We start from the raw sequence: 17784 nt of genomic DNA, 5'->3' as shown, positions 1-17784 counted from the left end.
CATACGCAAGTAGTAAGACCCCTTGAAGACGACGAGGTAGATAGGGCAGAGGTGGAAGCATGGTAACATGTGCAGCTGACTGTCACTAATAGGTCGAGGGCTTAACCAAGACGGTTTAGGTAAGAGAAAACGGATGAAATTCAATATGTGGTTTTGAGGGTATATACCTTCCTATTTAGATGTATTCCTCGATAGCTCAGTCGGTAGAGCACGCGGCTGTTAACCGCGCTGTCGTAGGTTCAAGTCCTACTCGGGGAGCTGGTCTGAAAGGACCTCAAGGTTTCGGACCTTTAGCTCAGTTGGTTAGAGCAACCGGCTCATAACCGGTCGGTCCTGGGTTCGAGTCCCTGAAGGTCCATTTTCAAATCCAATTTTATTATTATTTTGGCCTGGTGGCTCAGCTGGTTAGAGCGCCGCCCTGTCACGGCGGAGGTCGTGGGTTCGAACCCCATCCGGGTCGCTGATCTGTCGATCAGATCGTTACAATTCCATATTGGAAAAGGGGTCTTAGCTCAGCTGGGAGAGCATCTGCCTTACAAGCAGAGGGTCATAGGTTCGAGCCCTATAGGCCCCATTTGGCGAGTCAGCCATAGATGCCGCAGTGGCGGAACTGGCAGACGCACAGGACTTAAAATCCTGCGGGACTAATCTCCCGTGCCGGTTCGATTCCGGCCTGCGGCATTTACGTGAAAGGTATTTCTGTATTTACAGAGATACCTTTTTTTGTTACTCTAAGAGAGTAGTGAAACAGAAGGAGAATTGAGAGCAGATAGGGAAAAGAACTTTAAAGAAAGAATATTGTTTTCAGGCAGCAACAAAATAGAGACGATCAAGAGAAGGGAAGATAGCGATGATAAGAAAAACAGCACGCGAAACAGTACTTTATTATAATCCGGAAGCATCATCAAAAGTTGTAAAATTAAAAGGAGTCCTGGTGCGCATGGGGATTCGAATCCGAAATGTGACGCCAGAACAGTTTGACGAAACGGTAGGAGCCCTTGCCGGGATTTCAGGATTTGAAAAAGAAAATCAAAATAAAGAGCAGTTGGTAAGGAATCTGCAGGAGCAGCGCCAGGAACCAAGCCAGGATCAGAATCAAGACCAGCATCCGATGATTCAGGATGAAGTACTGGTTATGCATGGATTTACGAGCCGCCGGATCGATGAACTTCTGGCGGCATTTCGAAAGGCAGGAGTTGCGAAGGTAGAATTGAAGGCCATTGTGACGGAAACGAATGCGCACTGGACATTTTACCATCTGTATGAAGAAATTAAAGAGGAACATGAACGTATGACGAAAGGCGGGGCAAATGCAGAGGGATAAGGCAATGTCAGATGAGCCGATTTTGCGAAAAAGAGTTTCTGGCAAACGGGCGGGGCTATTCCTTCTTTGTGTTATGCTGCTGTGCAGTGCCTGCTCAGCTCCAAAAGAGGAAAAAACGAAAGAAAAAACAGTGCTGGAATTATGGCATTACTGGGCGAGACAGGATTCAAGACAGTGTTTGGCTGGCATGATCCAGGAATTTAATGCGATGCATGAGGATATTGAGGTTCGGGCGAATTATATCGCAGATGAAGATTTTAAAAAGCGTCTGGTATTGGCGGCAGCCTCCGGAGAAACTCCGGATTTGGCGATTGTAGACTCTTCGGATGTCCAATATTATGATAAGGCGGGGATTTTATCCGATCTTTCTGAAGAGGTGAACGAGACGGAATATCTTTCCAGGGCTATGATCAGCTGCCGGGCAAAGGATGGACGCATCATAGGACTTCCATTAGGCTTAAACTGTCTGATTTTTTATTACAATACGGATATTTTGAAGCAGGCAGGGATAGAACCGCCTGAAACACTTGAGGAGTTTGTAAGAGCGGCAGAAGCGGTCACAACCGACCAGATATCCGGATGCGCATTTCCGGCCTTGCAAAGTGAGGAAAGCAGTTTTTGTTTTTTACCGATCCTATGGAATTATGGGGGAAGTCTTGCCCAGATTGATTCCCCGGCGGGAGAGGAAGCCTTTGGATTCCTGAAGCAGCTTGCGCAGAATGGTGCATTGAGTGAAGATAATGTCAATATGACCTTATCGGATATTGGATGGGAATTTGCGAATGGAAATATAGCAATGGCGTTTATGACATCTGGTTATGAATATGAGATTCGAAAAGAAAATCCTTCTTTGCATTTTGCGATGGCAAAGCTTCCCTGTGGAGAGAACGCGGTTACGGTTAGTGGTGGGGAAGTTCTCGCCGTGACAGGTCCGGAACACGAGGTGGCTGCTAGAGAATTTGTAAAATTCATGTCGGAACCGGCACAGGCGAAGAAGTGCCAGGATAGTATGGGATATCTTGCTGCAAGAAGAGATATGCTGAAAGAGCAGATCGGCCGGGACCCGGAGAAAAAGGCATACTGGGATTATCTGAAACAGGCGAAACTCCGGGAAATAGAGGCTTACTGGCCATCCTTGTCGATGGAAATTGCAGAAAGCATTAACCGTGTGATCCTGGGGCAGGATGCCCCGGATGAGTTAAAACAGCTTTCTGAACGCATCAGCCGGATCAGGAGGGAGAACTATGAAAAAGAGTAGAAGCCTGCGCTCCATGATTTTTTTCCTGGCAGTTGTTCTGGTAATCCCCATTCTTGGTTTTTCTTTGTATTTGCAGCTGCAGACGTGGAAACTTATGCAATCGAATTTGCAGAGAGAATTGGAGGGGGAGTTATATACAGAGAATCACATGCTTCAAATGATCATGGATAAGTACGATATGGTCCTTTATGATTTTTGTACAGATGATGAGATCATAGATCTGGTGGAGCAGATCAATGAAGCAGAGAAGGCCTCCGATGCAGTAAAATATCAGATTCGGCGGAATCTGTCGCATCTATGCAACCGAAATGCCGGGATTGAAGGAATTACGCTGATTACGGAGTCTGGCACGATCTGCTTTTATGACCGGAGAGCAGCCTCTTTTGTGTCAACCAAATGGGCGAATCAGGTATCTCCCGGAGACATGCAGGGAAAGATGGCTGTCTATCACGGAAATTCTTATCAGAATGAAGAGGAAGATACTTCGCTCCATATGCTTCAGCTTACAAGAAAGCTCGCAGATTACCGGAATATCAACCGCAGAATCGGGACCGTGATCCTGAGTATTGACCAGTCTGTACTCTGGGAAGAAATTCAGGCCGATGGGAACTCTTCGGTATATGTCTGTGAAGGGGATACTATCATTGCAGCGGCAGATGCCAGACAGATCGGGAGCAGTATTTCCACGAAACCGCACCGGGGATACCGGGTACTGGAAACAGAGAATAAAAAAACAGGATGGAATATATATCATTTTTATTCGATCGCCCAGTACGATCAGGTGGTAAAACGTAATATTGGAATTGGTCTTGGGACTTTGGTAGCGTTAACGATTTTATCAACATCCATTGTCTGGCTCATGACCAGACCGGTATTGGATGAGGTTGGAAAACTGGTGTACGCAATGTCCGAAATAGAAAATGGAAATTTTTCGGTTCAGATTTCAGGCGTTGCGAATCCACAAAATGAAGTGGAGCGGATTGAAGCCGGCTTCAATGAGATGTCCAGCCAGTTAAAGAAGCTGGTTGAGGCGGTGAAGCAGTCAACAGTAGAACAGAAAAATGCGGAACTTCAGGCAATGGAAGCACAGATCGATCCTCATTTTTTGTACAACACCCTGGATACGATCAACTGGAAGGCTCTAGAGCATGATGATTATGAGGTAAGCGCAATGGTTGGGGCCCTGGCAGATATCCTGCGCTATTCGATTCGGAATCCGGGAGATATGGTAAGCATTAGCCAGGAGCTTTCCTGGCTGGATCATTATATCATGCTTCAGAAGGAAAAACTGGAGCAGCCACTTCAGGTGATCACGGATGTTCCACCGGAACTGTTAGGGTATCGGATTCATAAAATGCTTCTTCAGCCGTTTGTGGAAAACGCGATCAATCATGGTTTTCGCCGGATGATATCGCCGTGTAAGATTGAAATTTCCATGAAACTTCTGGACGAACAGTTTTATATCCGGATCCGGGATAACGGATGCGGAATTTCGCCAGCGCTTGTAAGAGAATTGAATGATAAAAACAGTGATTCCGGCCATCATGTCGGCATTGCCAATGTCAGAAAACGTCTGGAACTTTACTACGGGGAAGATCACGCGATGTATTTTGAAAGTCAGGAAGGTTCCGGAACCAGTGTGCATCTGTTTATTCGAGCGGTATGTGGAGGCAATCAGAATGAAAATTATAATAGTGGAAGATGAGAAATCGATTCGCAACGGACTGACGAAGATGCTCCCGAAACTGAGTCCGGATTATGAAGTTATGGGTGCGGCAAAAGATGGTCTGGAAGGATATCACAGGATTTTGGACGAAAATCCGGATCTCGTGATCATGGACATCCAGATGCCGGAGATGGATGGGTTGACCATGCTGGAAAAACTGCGGGAAAAGGGGTTTCAGGGAAAGGCTGTAGTTTTAACGGCATATTCGGATTTTTCGTATGCCAAACGGGCGATTGAACTGGGAATTGAAAATTACCTGCTGAAACCGATTAAAATCGATGAATTAAAGAAAACACTGGAGGCTGTGAATTTATCACTCCGTCAGGAAGCCGGTACGCGGAAAATGCAGGAAAAGCTGCTGTCATTAGAACAGATATTTCGCTCTGCGCTTTTGGCAGAGCTTACGGTGGATGAAGAACTGGAGTCTTATGCAGAATCCATGTACGGGTTAAACAGCCATGGTACATTTGCGGTTCTGATGGCATATCTGAGTGATTATTACGATGAGTATTATGGACCGGCAGAGCGCTTTCTGGAGCCATATCTGTCGGCTGGAACGGAATATTCGGTCTGCATGCTGACAACCGTGCGCTATCGTGCGATCGTGATGGTATTTTACAATATGAGAGATCCGGAAAAAATTCGAAACTGGTATGAAAAACGTGTGATCCCTGCAGCCTACCGAAGTCTGGAGCATGCGCCGATCTTTTGCTGGACGGTTTGTGAGGGACTGACCTCCCTGTCCTCAGGGTTTGAAAAACTGGAACAGGCCAGAATGTGGAAGCTGTGCTTCCCGGAAGGAAGTCTGATGACAGAGGAACAGATCCGGGCGACCAAAACGGTTCCAATTAAGTATTCACCGGATCTGGAATCCCAGCTGAAGCAGGCAGTGGTAAAGCGGGATAAGGTGGCTTATGACCGGATTTTAGAGCAGCTCATTGCCTATTGCGTGGAGGAGCCGCATCATCCGGATGAAATCCGTGAGGCGTGGGCGAGACTGGTCGTAGCGATGGTTACGGTTTCCAATTCCATGGGACGGGTTACCGATAATATTTCCATGCGTCATATTATGGAGGGATTGTCCCAGGCGATTTCCTGGCAGCGAATCCGGCAGCTGATGCAGCATTTTTATGATGAGATCACCGGAGTACACGATCAGCCGGAACATGTCAGTTTATTGGTAAAAAAAGCACTTTCCCTGATCGAGACTTACTATAGCCAGGGGATTACACTGGAGGAACTGGCAGAACGTCTTTGCGTGACCGACGAATATTTGAGTACGCTGATCAAAAAAGAAACCGGGATGTCGTTTACGGAAACCCTGCGGAAAGTGCGAATTGAACGCATGAAGGAATTGCTCCTGCATTCCGGGCTGAAGCTGAATCAGATTGCGGAAATGGTGGGATATTCGGATCCAAAGTACATGAGTAAGGTATTTAAGGAAGAAGTTGGCATGCTTCCGGCCCAATTCCGGAAACAGAATCATTGACAAAGGAATAACACCTTAAATAGTTACTCCTTTTTAAAAAATTTCCTCTTTGCATTTTCTGCGAAAATGGTAGAATAATGTCAACATAAAAAAGATGACATCATACAATTGTGTATTGTTTTATAGGATGCAGGTAACGGGAACGATAGGAACCGTTATCAATGCAGAGTAAAGAAGGAGTGACCATTATGAGAGAGATGAATCTGACTTTCCGTAATCCGGATGAAGTACTGGATTTTGTAAAAACAGTAGAGCAGTACCCGTTTGATATGGATCTCTGCCGCGGCAGCGTTGTAGTAGATGCCAAATCTTTACTGGGTATCATGAACCTGGGTTTTAACCAGACTGTAAATTTAAAGATTTACAGCAATGACTGCACCGATCTTTTCCACAATATTGAGAAGTTCAGAGCAGCATAAGAATACGAGACTTTCAATTATTTGTTCCCCCATACCGGACAGGATAGCGCATGCTATTCTGTCTTTTATTTTATGGAAAGATGTGGTAAAATCGAAGTAATTTCGCAAAAAAATCAAAGGATTCTGATGGTAAGAAGCGTAAGTCCGCTATGTACGGATTCATCTTTCCAAGATGCACAGTTACCACAAAGAATAAAAACAGATGAGGAGAGAAAAATGTACAAGATTGTTTCCCGCTTACTGATCTACGGCGATATGCCGAACGATACGATTTTAATGCAGCTGGCCGATATCACCCGCAAAGCAGACGATAAAAGCCAGACGAAAGAAGAACTGCTTACCAGGACTTTTACCCAGATCAAACACCTGCTTCAGGTGGCAACGGATTACGGGTTTGATAAAAACTTATGGCAGAACTATCTGACCTTTCTGCTGATCACCAATGAAAATCCGTTCAGCATTACCTGCGAGAAGGTAGGGGCGAACGACGGCAGTGTCAATTATTTTGCGAAGAGTGATTTTAAGGCATTTATGGAGCTGTTCCATTACGATTTCAGCGGTCTGGAGGAGTATCTTGGTATTGATTGCTTTACCCGCCTGACCAACTATAAGGCGATTGGCAAAAAGGACCTGATGTACAATAAGAATGTTAGTGAAAAGGTTCGTATGCTGAGCGAAAAGCTGGCGGCAGCAGCAGATGAGGAGGCATTCTTTGACGCAGTGACCGGCTTCTACAAAGCTTATGGTGTCGGCATGTTTGGTCTGAACAAGGCATTCCGCATTCAGTCCCGTGAGGATGGCGGCGTGAACTTCTGTGCGATCAACAATATGGATGCCGTTATGCTGGATGACCTGATCGGTTACGAAATCCAGAAGAAGAAACTGGTGGACAATACCCTCGCTTTTGTGGAAGGCAAGAAAGCCAACAATGTTTTGCTGTTTGGTGACAGCGGTACCGGTAAGTCTACCAGTATCAAAGCGATTGTCAATGAATTTTATGATCAGGGTCTGCGCATGATCGAGATCTATAAGCATCAGTTTAAGGATCTGTCTTCCGTGATCGCCCAGATCAAGAACCGCAATTACCGGTTCATTATTTACATGGATGATCTGTCTTTCGAGGAGTTTGAGATTGAGTATAAATTCCTGAAAGCTGTCATTGAGGGCGGCGTTGAGACCAAGCCGGACAACATCCTGATCTACGCAACCTCCAACCGCAGACATTTGATCAAAGAAAACTGGAGCGACCGTGATGATGTCGAAAGCCAGAATGGTATGCATCGTTCCGATACGATGGAAGAGAAGCTGTCCCTGGTAAACCGTTTTGGTGTGACCATCAACTACTCCAAGCCGTCCCAGAAGGAATATTTCAACATTGTGGTTGAGCTGGCTCACCGTGTAGGACTCACCACGTCGGATGACGAACTCCGTGCGGAAGCAAACAAGTGGGAATTAAGCCACGGCGGAATTTCCGGACGTACTGCACAGCAGTTTATCAATTATCTGCTGGGAACCGTGTAAAATTAGTCTGGCAAAACGGTCTGTCTGCGGGATATGCAGGTGCATGTGTGCAAGAAAAAATTTGGAATCCTGTTTTGAAAAACAGGTTGGGAAGCAGCAAAGAATGGCGTATCTAAGCCATTTCTTAGCTGCTTTTTCCTTGTGAAAAACCAGGAAAAAAGGCTTTTGAAATTTTTAAAAAAAATTTTTCAAAAAGTGTTGACAAAACAAGAAACATGCGGTATCATATACATCGTTGCAGCGAACAAGAGCTCAACAAAATAAAAGAATATGTGTGCGTAGCTCAGCTGGATAGAGCACTTGGCTACGGACCAAGGTGTCGGGAGTTCGAATCTTCTCGCGCACGTATCGGAAAGGCATTCTCATGAGAGAGTGCCTTTTTTCTTTGCTTTATAGAAAATTTTCTTCTATCATAAAAATAAAAGAATCTTTTTGGCGATTACTGCCATTGTCAAAAAATGACCAGCAAATATAATAAGGATGATCTTTGAAGGCGATGAGAAAAAACCTCATCTCTTCTAAAAACCGGTTGATTTTGTCTGTATTCATTCTGTTTGGCCAGCAGCGAGATCGCGGTGCAAAATAAATCGGGGATGACTATGGTTAAATAAAAAAAAGGGGGTCATTTTTCTTATTCTTGTGAGTATCGCAATTGTAATCCTGCTGGTATTCAAAGGTGTCCCGGTATTCTATTCTGCATTTATTGCGTCGTTGGTATACCTTCTGACTGAAGCATTGTTTACTGGTGCCGGTGCAGGTACTTCTTCCGGATGGTTCCTTCATATGCAACCCTGTGTGGACTTCTGGTAGGTACATTCAGCAACCCGGTTATCGCATCGGCTGTTACCGTAGGTGGTCTTGCCGCTGTTACCGGATCTGGCACCGGTGGTATTGGTCTTGCTATGCCGGTAATCATTGAAAACTTTATTGGTGATATTGCAACCAACCCGAATCATGTAAATCTGGAAGTTCTGTCCCGTTGTACTTCCATTGCAGCACTGACCCTGGATTCCCTTCCGCATTGCGGACTGGTTGTTTCGGTTATCAGTTATACCGGAAACACCCATCGGAATTCTTATCTGCAGACAGGTGCAGTTAACGTAGTCTGCCCGATCATTACACTCCTTCTGATGCTTGCATTTGTAGCAGTGACAGGATGTGCATATCTTCCGGCATAACCGATTGTAAAAATAAATTTCATTGGCCAACAACACACCCTCCGTTTTACAGAAATGTAAGCGGAGGGTGTTGTGGATGAAAAAGAGTCTGCTATAATAAAAGAAGATCACGCGAGAGGAGAGAAACGATGGAACTTAAGTATATTTTACTGGAAAAGAACGACAGGATCGCGACCATTACCTTTCACAGACCGGAGGCGCTGAATGCACTCAACAGTGCGCTTCTTTCTGATCTGGATGCTGCGGTGGATGATGTCATCGCGGATGATGCCGTGCGTGTGGTAGTATTTACGGGAGAAGGAAAATCTTTTATTGCAGGAGCGGACATCAAAGAGATGGATGGCGGCAGTGCCATGGAGGCAATCCGTTATTCCCGCAAGGGTGCTGCATTATTCCGAAAAATCGAGCTGATGGATAAGCCAACGATCGCGGCAGTGAATGGCTATGCGTTTGGTGGTGGATTTGAGTTCATCCTGTGCACGGACATCCGTTTCGCCTGCAGCAAAGCCAAGCTCCGTCTTCCAGAGGTGACTCTGGGAATTACAACAGGTTTCAATGGAAGTCTTCGTCTTCCGAAGTGTGTTGGAATCAACAAGGCAAAGGAGATCATGTTTACCGGGAAGATGCTGACGGCTGCGGATGCACTGGAGCTTGGTATTTTAAATTATGTGACGGAACCGGAAAATCTGATGGAGGAAGTTTACAAAATGGCCAGTCAGATTGCAGATCATTCGGCTTCAGCGATTGCGATGGTGAAGGCAATGGTGAATGCCGGAATCGATGCAGATATCGACACTGGCATGAATATCGAACTTGGCTATATGGCGGCCTGCTTTGGAACACCGGATCAGATTGAGGGATTTACTGCGTTTAAGGAGAAAAGAGCAGCAAAGTTCCGCTGATGATAAAAATTCAGGATGAGAAAAACGAGAAGGAGATAAAAGAATATGGCAGGAATGTATCTGGAAGAGTTCTGTGTCCCGGTGAAGCGGAATCAACACCTTTCCGTAAATGATCAGGATTGCTGGATCATTTTGATGAAAGATTTTTAAGTCTTCCGCTGTGCGGACAGTCCAGAGTGTAATGCCTCGCTGGTCTTTGAAAGAAACCTGCTTTTTCCTGATACTGGGAAAGGTACATCTGACGTTCGTTTTCCGTCAGTGTACGGATGGTAGTTTCATGTGGAGTATTGAACTGTTTGGCGTTCTGTTGTTTTTTCCCGATGACAGTACTTGCAAAATTGGCGGGAACAGCGATGATCTGCCGGGCATTTGGGTGATCTGCAAGGATCAGGCGGACACGGAAACCCTCTCCGATCTGGTTATAAAGATCTTTCATGACCAGAACATCGTCCAGATAGAGATCCTTGGAAAAAACAATGCGCAGTTTATAGTCCGTAATGGTTCCCATAAGACTTTTGCGTGAGGAGATATGCTTGGAGGAGCATGTCCCGGTACCGATCAGAAAATGGCTGCCGAACTCCGATTCGATGTGGCACAGGCCGGAATTTTCATGACGTTTCTGACTGATCTTGCGGTAATAGGGAAAGAATGCAAAAGCCATGGCAGCAGGCATGAGAAGCATGATTGGACTTATTCCCACAGTCAGGATGCCTGCCAGCGCAAGAATGGCAATCACTGCGATGACTGCGGGGGAAGAATATTCTACGATCTGCATAAAATGACTTTGGAAAAGAGCATGGGCTGACTGATAAAGTCCGAGTGCTATGTCAGTAAGATAAAAAAGCAGCTGACGGATGCCATAGCAGATGGATCAGCAGCTGTCTGCTATCGTAACACAGACAAATGGGAATCTCCATAGAGATCGTGACCAGGAACGACTTGTAAAAAAAGTGTGAATAACGTATAATTGTGATATAAATGATAGAATACTCACATGATGGGACAGAAAAAGAGAATAAAAGAAAGTGAGCGGGAAAGCGAATTATGATGCCGCAGGAATATGTGAGCAGTGATGCGATTTACGAAGATTTATGCAACAAGATAGAAAAACTGGTTTATCTTCCAGGAGAGAAGATCAGTGAGAATGAATTATGCAAACAGTATGGAGTTACCAGACATATTGTGCGCAGTGCGATCAGCCGTCTGAAGGAACGGTTGCTGGTAACGGTTTATCCGCAGCGGGGAACCTTTGTCAGCCTGATCGACATGAAGCGTGTGGAGCTGATCCTTTTTATCCGGGAGGCAGTGGAGCAGGAGGCGATTCGTCTTTTACAGTTTTCATCCCAGGAAGTGCTTGATAAAATGCAGGAAAGCATGAAAATCTGTCTGGAAAAACAGAAAGAGGCCATGCAGCAGCAAATTGATATGGATGCGTTTTATGAGCTGGATAACGAATTTCATGGATGCTTTCTGGAGGCAGTCGGAAGAAAAGGTGTAATGGCGCTCATTAGCGAAGATTACATTCATTTCCGCCGCTGGAGAAATTTTGATGTTGGAAAGAGCCGCCGGCAGCCGGAAATCATCGAAGAGCATACCACGATCATGGAAGCATTGATGCGAAGGGATACCAAGACAGCACATGAATTGCTTCATTCACATCTAAATACAGAGAACCGGCAAAAGTATATCCAGGAACGGGTATCTCCGGAATATTTTATTTATTCCTGAGGAAAACACGGCTAAGATTGTTAAAAATGGGTCAACAACCTGGGTGCGTCGGTCTGCAAAAACGGAAAGGAAAATCACGATTTTACGTGGTTTTCTTTTTTGCATAGCGGCAGGGACACTCGCGGCAGATTTGCTGATTTTGCAAAAAATCGTTTCAAAGCACGGCGAAAAACCAGAAAAAAGCCAGTATTTCAACAAGGTGCGGGTGGTTCACATGAAAAATACGCTTGCCATGAGCACGATTGAAGTGTCGGAAGCCCTGTACGAATCAATCAAAGAACTTCCGGGCATCAGCTATGTAAGCGGACCGGTTCCGATGGAGTTTGATCCGGAAGGAAATCTGGTTGAGACGGTATGGCCGGAGCAGGGCTGAGCAAATAGCGCAAAAAGGAGCAGACGATTGTGGTATATACATTGGGAATTGATATCGGATCCACAACTTCCAAGTGTGTGATCCTGGAAGATGGAAAGACGATCCGGGCGAAAAGCCTTGTGAAGGCCGGAACCGGACGGTTTCTGGATGTGATGGCTGGAATTTTGCAGCTGGATGTCGATGAACTCGGAGCTTACGCATTAAAAGCAGAAGAGCCGGTCCGGATCTCCAGTACCTGTACGGTATTTGCGGAATCCGAGGTCATTTCCCAGCTTTCCAAAGGTGTGAAGCTTCTGGATCTGATCGTCGGAATCTGCAATTCGGTTGCAAGCCGTACGGCAGCACTGACAAAACGTGCGGATGTTACCGAAGTGGTCTATATGACGGGAGGTGTTGCGAAGAATATTGGTGTGCGCTCGGCATTTCCCAGAGAGCTTGGCGTGGAAGTCCATACCATTCCGGATGCCCAGTATATGGGGCTATGGGGGCAGCCGTGGCAGCGTACGAAACGTGGTCAAAGGAACATTCCAACGGAAAAAATATGTCGAAATTGACATATCTGTATTTACATGCATTCCCTAATGTGATATAATTTTAACAGAATTATGGAACATAGGTCAAAACTGCTCCAATGTGGTCGAATCTGTGCATGCTATATGGAGGGTGACATGGAAAGACTGCAGTTTGCGGGCAGGAAGTTTCTGAATGGAATGAAGGAGTTAAAGGGGAGCTATCATGAGGCTGATTAAAAAAACAATTGCGGAATGTCTCAGAAGCAGGGTCAAAGAAAGTGCGGATAAAATTGCGCTGGAAGCAGATGAGCAGCGTTACACCTGGAGGGATCTGGATACTCTCAGTGATTATATGGTGGGGCGTATGCTTTCCTGCGGGATCCGGAAAGGAACACATGTGGGAATCTGGAGTACCAATTCCCCAAACTGGATCATTGTCTTTCTGGCACTGACCAAGATCGGAGCAATTCCGATTCTCTTAAATACCTGTTACAGTACCGAGGAGATGGCAAAGGTCCTCCGCTATGCAGATGCAGAGTTTGTTTATTATGGCGAAGGGTATAAGAAACTGGTTTACGAGGACATGGTTGTTTCGCTGAAAGAAGAACTGGAAGGTGTCGTAAAACGCTGGATTTATATAGGAAGAGATACCGCACGCCGCTGGATGACAGAAGAAAGCTTTGTTTTTGCAGAACGCATGAAAAAGGTCACCAAAGAAATCGGCGGCTATATCCGGAAGGTAAACCCGGACGACACAGCAGCAATTTTGTTCACCTCCGGAACGACTGCGATGCCAAAGGGCGTGATGCTGAGCCATTACAATTTGGTGAACAGTTCCCTGGAAACCTGTGAGCATATGAAATGGGATGAGTCGGACAAAATGCTGATCGCAGTTCCTTTATTCCATTGTTTTGGAATTACATCCAGCCTTTTATCCAGCATCCATACCGGATTCTGTATGCATGTGATCGAGTATTACAAGACCGTAACCGTGTTAAAGTCAGTGCAGGATTATCACTGTACGCTTTTAAATGGTGTTCCGTCCATGTTCCTTGCGGTTGTCAATAATCCGCTGCACAAGGAGTATGACTTAAGTAGCCTGCGCCGGGGAATCATTGCAGGTTCTCCGTTAAGCCCGCAGGATTATATGCTGATCCGCCGGGAAATTCCGAGTCTGGTCCTTCATGCTTCTTATGGCCAGACCGAGACATCTCCCTGTGTCAGTATCGGTGATGTGGGAGATTCGGATGAGGATAACGCCAATTCTGCAGGCAGGGTGATCCGTCACTGCGAGGTGGGAATCTTTGACAAGGATGGAAACAAGCTTCCGGTTGGAACGGATGGAGAAATCTGTGTGCGCGGATACAATGTGATGCAGGGATACTACAATCTTCCTGAGGCGACAGCAAAGGCAATTGATTCCAATGGCTGGCTTCACACCGGAGACCTGGGGCATGTAGATGAACGCAACTTCCTGTATGTAACGGGGCGCATCAAAGAAATGATCATACGGGGCGGCGAAAATATTTCCCCGCGGGAAATCGAAATGGCAATCTTAAAATATCCGGGAATCAAAGCAGTGAAGGTGATCGGGCTCCCGGCAGAAGTTTTACAGGAAATGATCGTTGCGTGCATTGTGCCGGAGGATGGAAGGACCATCAGCAATACCGGTCTGATGACGCATCTGGAAAACCATCTGGCATACTATAAGCTTCCAGCACACATTGTGCGCTTTGAGTCGCTTCCGGTCAATGCCAGCGGTAAGATCATGCTGGGGGAACTGAAAAAGCAGGCAGCGGAGATCGTCAAAGCCAATTCGGAAGCAACCGCTACCGGAAAAGACGATCACCGGAAGAGATGATCCAGGCAAAAACAGTCCGGGTAATTTACCTGGATGCCATGTCAAAGCGGGCAGCTTGAAGAATAGAATGCCGGACACTGTATGAAGTGCACAAAATAATCATTTTGATTTCGTACAAATTAGCAAAAACGATCACAAAACAACATGTCTATGTTTACATGTTGTTAAGGATGTGTTATAATCAACACAGGTGTTAAAGAAATAACAAACGCGCCGGATTACGAAGAATCTTGTCGGAATCAGACGTGAAACGTAAAAACACGGAAATTTCATTCCGTATAATTAAAAGGAGGCAAACAATGATTCTTTCTGCGAAGTATGAATTAATGAGAAAGAACTTCCGCAATTTCGCGGAGACTGAGTTCACAACCGAGATTCAGGAACAGCTGGATAAAGAAGGTGGATTCAACGAGGAAATCTGGAAGAAGATGGCAAAATACGGCTTCTCCGGTGTTAAGATCCCGACCAAATACGGCGGTCAGGGTGGAGACAGCCTGGCATACGTTCTGATGAACGAGGAATTCTCACGTGTTTGCCCGGTACTTGCAATTTATGCAAACACCCCGAACTCCTTAGGTGGCGGTCCGCTGCTTGCATGCGGCAATGAAGAGCAGCTGCAGAAATATCTGGTTCCGGTTGCAAAAGGTGAGAAACACATCGTATTCGCACTGACTGAGCCGGGTGCAGGTTCCGATGCAGGAAGCATGACCACAAGAGCTGTGGAAGATGGTGATTACTATGTATTAAACGGCCGTAAGTGCTTCATCTCCGGTGCACCGATCGCTGATTATGCAGTTGTATTCGCAAAAACCAATCCGGCATTAAAGGGCGCAAGAGGCATTTCCATTTTCGTAGTAGATATGAAGCTGCCGGGCGTTTCCTGTGGTAAGCCGGAAGCTAAGATGGGTATCAACGGATATCCGACCAGTGATATCGTATTAGAGAATGTACGCGTACATAAGAGCGATCTGGTAGGCCCGTTAGACAAAGGTTACGGCGTTGCAATGTCCACTCTGGACGGCGGCCGTCTTGGTGTTGCAGCTCAGTCCCTGGGTCTTGCACAGGCTTGTCTGGAAGAAGCTACCAACTATGCAAAAGAGAGAAAACAGTTCGGCAAACCGATTTCCTACAATCAGGGCATCAGCTTCATGCTGGCTGATATGGCAACTGAGATCGAAGCAGCACGCTGCCTGATCTACAACACCGCTATGGCAAAGGACGCAGGTGACAAGAATGCCTCCGTTATGTGCTCCATGGCAAAATATTACGCATCTGAGATGGCAAACCGCGTAGCAGGCAAGGCAATCCAGATCCACGGTGGTTATGGTTTCATCAAAGAGTACAAAGTAGAGCGTCTGTACCGCGATGCACGCGTTATGACTCTGTATGAAGGAACCAGCCAGGTACAGCAGATCGTTATTTCCAGAAGTCTGTTAAAGTAGGAGGAAGCTTAGAATGAGAATTTTTGTATGTGTAAAACAGGTTCCGGATACTTCCGGAAAAGTTGCTGTAAAAGCAGATGGAACCCTGGATCGTGCATCCATGCAGACCATCATCAACCCGGATGACCTGGCTGCTACGGAGGCAGCTCTGGAATTAAAGGATGCTACCGGTTGTCAGGTAACCGTAGTTACCATGGGACCGCCGCCAGCAGAGGGCATGTTAAGAGAGCTGATCGCTATGGGCGCAGATGACGCAGTCCTGATCTCCGGTCGTGAGTTCGGTGGATCCGATACGTTCGCAACTTCCCAGATCATCGCAGGCGCACTGCACAACCTGGGTGTTGGACCGGAAGATGTGATCTTCTGCGGACGTCAGGCAATCGATGGCGATACCGCACAGGTTGGTCCGCAGATCGCAGAAAAATTAAACATTCCGCAGGTTACCTACGCAGCAGACATCAAGAAAGAGGGCAACTCCCTGAATGTAAAACGTCTGCTTGAGGATGGTTACATGACCGTTCAGGTTCAGACTCCTTGCCTGATCACCTGCGTAAAAGAGTTAAATGAAGTTCGTTACATGACCGTAAAGGGCATTCTGGAGTGCTGGGATAAGCCTCTGACTGTTCTGGACTACAATGCATTAAAAGACGAGCCGCTCATCGATCCGACCACCATCGGACTGAAAGGTTCACCGACCAACGTATTCCGTTCCTTTACCCCGCCGCAGAAGGGCGCAGGACAGATTCTTGGCGGTACTGCTGCAGAAGCTGCTAAAGAGCTTGCAAGTCTGCTTGCAAAGAAACACGCAATCTAGGAACAGGGAGGAAAAAGAATATGTCTTATAATAGTGCTGAGATTAATGAATTCAGTGATATCTGGGTATTCTGTGAGCAGCGTGACGGCAAGCTGATGAATACTGACTTCGAACTGATCAGCGAAGGTAGAAAGCTGGCAGACGAGAGAGGTTCCAAGCTGGTAGGTATCTTACTTGGCGGCGAGGGAATCGAGAATACCGCAAAAGAGCTTGGCGGATACGGCGCAGACAAAGTCATCGTATGCGCAGATAAAAACCTGGCTGTTTACACCACCGATGCATACAGCAAAGTGCTGTGCGACGTGGTTATGGAAAAGAAACCGGAAGTTCTGTTAATCGGCGCATCCAACATCGGACGTGACCTTGGACCGCGTGTTGCTGCAAGACTTCACACTGGTCTGACTGCAGATGCAACCCACCTCGACATCGATATGGACCGCTATGTGCAGTTCTTAAAAGAGTCTTCCACCATCGATCTGGAAAAAGTTAAATTCAAAATGGATGATACCAACTTAAAGATGACCCGTCCGGCATTCGGCGGTCATCTGATGGCTACCATCATCTGCCCGCGCTTCCGTCCGTGCATGTCCACTGTACGTCCGGGCGTTATGAAGAAAGCAGAGTTTGATCAGGCTAAGGCGGATGCATGCGAGATCGAGATGGCTCAGTTCTCCTTAACCGATGCAGATTTAAGAACCAAGGTTCTGGAAGTTGTTAAGGAAACCAAGAAGCTGGTTGACTTAATCGGTGCAGATATCGTTGTCAGCGTAGGCCGCGGTATCAGCAAGGATCCGGAGAAAGGTATCGCACTGGCAGAAGAACTGGCAGAGGCTCTGGGCGGCGGCGTTGTAGGCGCATCCCGTGCAGTTACCGATGCAGGCTGGCTGTCTTCTGACCATCAGGTAGGACAGACCGGTAAGACCGTACATCCTCGTATCTATGTTGCACTTGGTATCTCCGGCGCCATTCAGCATAAGGCAGGCATGCAGGATTCTGAGATCATCATCGCAGTGGACAGCAATGAGACCGCTCCGATCTTTGAGTGCGCGGATTACGGCATTGTAGGAGACCTGTTTGAGGTTGTTCCGCACATGATCGAGGAAATCCGGGCAGCAAAAGAAGCCAAGTAAAAATTTAAATGAATAGCTAATAAGGTCCGAAGTGAATGAGCCCGCTTTCCGGGATTTTCAGCATATCAGGTGTTTGCATCTTGAACACACGTGTACGAATGCAGCGT

General features: G+C 46.5%; 16 protein-coding genes, 6 tRNA genes and 1 rRNA gene. 22 read left to right on the top strand and 1 reads right to left on the bottom strand.

Features of this window, described 5'->3' with window-relative positions; translation table 11 throughout:
- The 15 genes from DXB18_RS04805 to DXB18_RS04735 all read left to right on the top strand — a co-directional run.
- A 23S ribosomal RNA gene (locus tag DXB18_RS04805) occupies positions 1–109 on the top strand; the annotation flags it as partial.
- A gap of 76 nt (positions 110–185) precedes the next feature.
- Positions 186–258: transfer RNA gene (locus tag DXB18_RS04800), tRNA-Asn, on the top strand.
- A gap of 26 nt (positions 259–284) precedes the next feature.
- Positions 285–358, top strand: a tRNA-Ile gene (locus tag DXB18_RS04795).
- 28 nt (positions 359–386) lie between these two features.
- Positions 387–460: transfer RNA gene (locus tag DXB18_RS04790), tRNA-Asp, on the top strand.
- A gap of 41 nt (positions 461–501) precedes the next feature.
- Positions 502–574, top strand: a tRNA-Val gene (locus tag DXB18_RS04785).
- Between the two features lie 21 nt (positions 575–595).
- A tRNA-Leu gene (locus DXB18_RS04780) sits at positions 596–681 on the top strand.
- A gap of 169 nt (positions 682–850) precedes the next feature.
- A complete protein-coding gene (locus tag DXB18_RS04775; RefSeq protein ID WP_118706305.1) occupies positions 851–1324 on the top strand; it encodes a DUF3783 domain-containing protein in 474 nt (157 codons plus the stop codon).
- Positions 1311–2582: an extracellular solute-binding protein gene (locus DXB18_RS04770; protein WP_118706303.1), complete on the top strand. Its 1272-nt coding sequence runs from the start codon at positions 1311–1313 to the stop codon at positions 2580–2582. Before DXB18_RS04775 ends, DXB18_RS04770 begins: the two co-directional genes overlap by 14 nt.
- Positions 2569–4287 carry a histidine kinase gene (locus DXB18_RS04765; protein WP_118706301.1) on the top strand — a complete coding sequence of 573 codons (1719 nt, stop codon included), beginning with the start codon at positions 2569–2571 and terminating at the stop codon, positions 4285–4287. The genes DXB18_RS04770 and DXB18_RS04765 overlap by 14 nt, the downstream gene beginning before the upstream one ends.
- Entirely contained in the window at positions 4262–5797 is a 1536-nt protein-coding gene (locus tag DXB18_RS04760) for a response regulator (RefSeq protein WP_182430476.1), read from the top strand. Before DXB18_RS04765 ends, DXB18_RS04760 begins: the two co-directional genes overlap by 26 nt.
- A 188-nt stretch (positions 5798–5985) precedes the next feature.
- Positions 5986–6216, top strand: coding sequence for an HPr family phosphocarrier protein (locus DXB18_RS04755; RefSeq protein ID WP_118542102.1), 231 nt, complete (start codon positions 5986–5988; stop codon positions 6214–6216).
- Positions 6217–6432: 216 nt separating this feature from the next.
- Complete coding sequence (locus DXB18_RS04750; RefSeq protein WP_118706297.1) at positions 6433–7737, top strand: ATP-binding protein; 1305 nt, start codon at positions 6433–6435, stop codon at positions 7735–7737.
- Between the two features lie 272 nt (positions 7738–8009).
- Positions 8010–8083 (top strand) — tRNA-Arg (locus DXB18_RS04745).
- 424 nt (positions 8084–8507) lie between these two features.
- Positions 8508–8915, top strand: coding sequence for a hypothetical protein (locus DXB18_RS04740; protein ID WP_118706295.1), 408 nt, complete (start codon positions 8508–8510; stop codon positions 8913–8915).
- Between the two features lie 128 nt (positions 8916–9043).
- Positions 9044–9817, top strand: coding sequence for an enoyl-CoA hydratase-related protein (locus DXB18_RS04735; protein WP_118541755.1), 774 nt, complete (start codon positions 9044–9046; stop codon positions 9815–9817).
- A gap of 127 nt (positions 9818–9944) precedes the next feature.
- On the opposite strand, the gene DXB18_RS04730 is transcribed toward DXB18_RS04735, so the two are convergent.
- Complete coding sequence (locus DXB18_RS04730; protein ID WP_118706293.1) at positions 9945–10592, bottom strand: hypothetical protein; 648 nt, start codon at positions 10590–10592, stop codon at positions 9945–9947.
- 269 nt (positions 10593–10861) lie between these two features.
- Between DXB18_RS04730 and DXB18_RS04725 the strand changes: the two genes are divergently transcribed.
- From DXB18_RS04725 to acrA, 7 genes are all read left to right on the top strand, one after another.
- A complete protein-coding gene (locus DXB18_RS04725; RefSeq protein WP_118706291.1) occupies positions 10862–11545 on the top strand; it encodes a GntR family transcriptional regulator in 684 nt (227 codons plus the stop codon).
- A gap of 139 nt (positions 11546–11684) precedes the next feature.
- Positions 11685–11918 carry a hypothetical protein gene (locus DXB18_RS16125; RefSeq protein WP_207665764.1) on the top strand — a complete coding sequence of 78 codons (234 nt, stop codon included), beginning with the start codon at positions 11685–11687 and terminating at the stop codon, positions 11916–11918.
- Positions 11919–11947: 29 nt separating this feature from the next.
- On the top strand, positions 11948–12472 hold the full coding sequence (locus tag DXB18_RS04715; protein WP_118706287.1) for a BadF/BadG/BcrA/BcrD ATPase family protein: 525 nt from the start codon (positions 11948–11950) through the stop codon (positions 12470–12472).
- 181 nt (positions 12473–12653) lie between these two features.
- Complete coding sequence (locus tag DXB18_RS04710; protein ID WP_118706285.1) at positions 12654–14291, top strand: AMP-binding protein; 1638 nt, start codon at positions 12654–12656, stop codon at positions 14289–14291.
- A gap of 299 nt (positions 14292–14590) precedes the next feature.
- Positions 14591–15733 carry an acyl-CoA dehydrogenase family protein gene (locus tag DXB18_RS04705; RefSeq protein ID WP_118541767.1) on the top strand — a complete coding sequence of 381 codons (1143 nt, stop codon included), beginning with the start codon at positions 14591–14593 and terminating at the stop codon, positions 15731–15733.
- Between the two features lie 13 nt (positions 15734–15746).
- Complete coding sequence (gene acrB, locus DXB18_RS04700) at positions 15747–16547, top strand: acryloyl-CoA reductase electron transfer subunit gamma (protein ID WP_118706283.1); 801 nt, start codon at positions 15747–15749, stop codon at positions 16545–16547.
- 20 nt (positions 16548–16567) lie between these two features.
- Entirely contained in the window at positions 16568–17677 is a 1110-nt protein-coding gene (gene acrA / locus DXB18_RS04695) for an acryloyl-CoA reductase electron transfer subunit beta (RefSeq protein WP_118706281.1), read from the top strand.
- Positions 17678–17784: the final 107 nt, after the last annotated feature.

This window comes from Clostridium sp. OM02-18AC (assembly GCF_003481825.1).
Lineage (GTDB): Bacteria > Bacillota > Clostridia > Lachnospirales > Lachnospiraceae > Brotaphodocola.
The sequence above is the reverse complement of the archived record's forward strand: the minus strand, read 5'-3'. Positions and strand labels throughout refer to the sequence as shown.

Bases quoted from the DNA above. Each gene is read 5' to 3' on its own strand.
- DXB18_RS04725 (WP_118706291.1), top strand. From the start codon at position 10,862: ATGATGCCGCAGGAATATGTGAGCAGTGATGCGATTTACGAAGATTTA.
- DXB18_RS04710 (WP_118706285.1), top strand. From the start codon at position 12,654: ATGAGGCTGATTAAAAAAACAATTGCGGAATGTCTCAGAAGCAGGGTC.
- DXB18_RS04755 (WP_118542102.1), top strand. From the start codon at position 5,986: ATGAGAGAGATGAATCTGACTTTCCGTAATCCGGATGAAGTACTGGAT.
- DXB18_RS04770 (WP_118706303.1), top strand. From the start codon at position 1,311: ATGCAGAGGGATAAGGCAATGTCAGATGAGCCGATTTTGCGAAAAAGA.
- DXB18_RS04765 (WP_118706301.1), top strand. From the start codon at position 2,569: ATGAAAAAGAGTAGAAGCCTGCGCTCCATGATTTTTTTCCTGGCAGTT.
- DXB18_RS04740 (WP_118706295.1), top strand. From the start codon at position 8,508: ATGGTTCCTTCATATGCAACCCTGTGTGGACTTCTGGTAGGTACATTC.
- DXB18_RS04750 (WP_118706297.1), top strand. From the start codon at position 6,433: ATGTACAAGATTGTTTCCCGCTTACTGATCTACGGCGATATGCCGAAC.
- DXB18_RS04705 (WP_118541767.1), top strand. From the start codon at position 14,591: ATGATTCTTTCTGCGAAGTATGAATTAATGAGAAAGAACTTCCGCAAT.
- DXB18_RS04760 (WP_182430476.1), top strand. From the start codon at position 4,262: ATGAAAATTATAATAGTGGAAGATGAGAAATCGATTCGCAACGGACTG.
- acrA (WP_118706281.1), top strand. From the start codon at position 16,568: ATGTCTTATAATAGTGCTGAGATTAATGAATTCAGTGATATCTGGGTA.
- acrB (WP_118706283.1), top strand. From the start codon at position 15,747: ATGAGAATTTTTGTATGTGTAAAACAGGTTCCGGATACTTCCGGAAAA.
- DXB18_RS04775 (WP_118706305.1), top strand. From the start codon at position 851: ATGATAAGAAAAACAGCACGCGAAACAGTACTTTATTATAATCCGGAA.
- DXB18_RS04730 (WP_118706293.1), bottom strand. From the start codon at position 10,592: ATGCAGATCGTAGAATATTCTTCCCCCGCAGTCATCGCAGTGATTGCC.
- DXB18_RS04735 (WP_118541755.1), top strand. From the start codon at position 9,044: ATGGAACTTAAGTATATTTTACTGGAAAAGAACGACAGGATCGCGACC.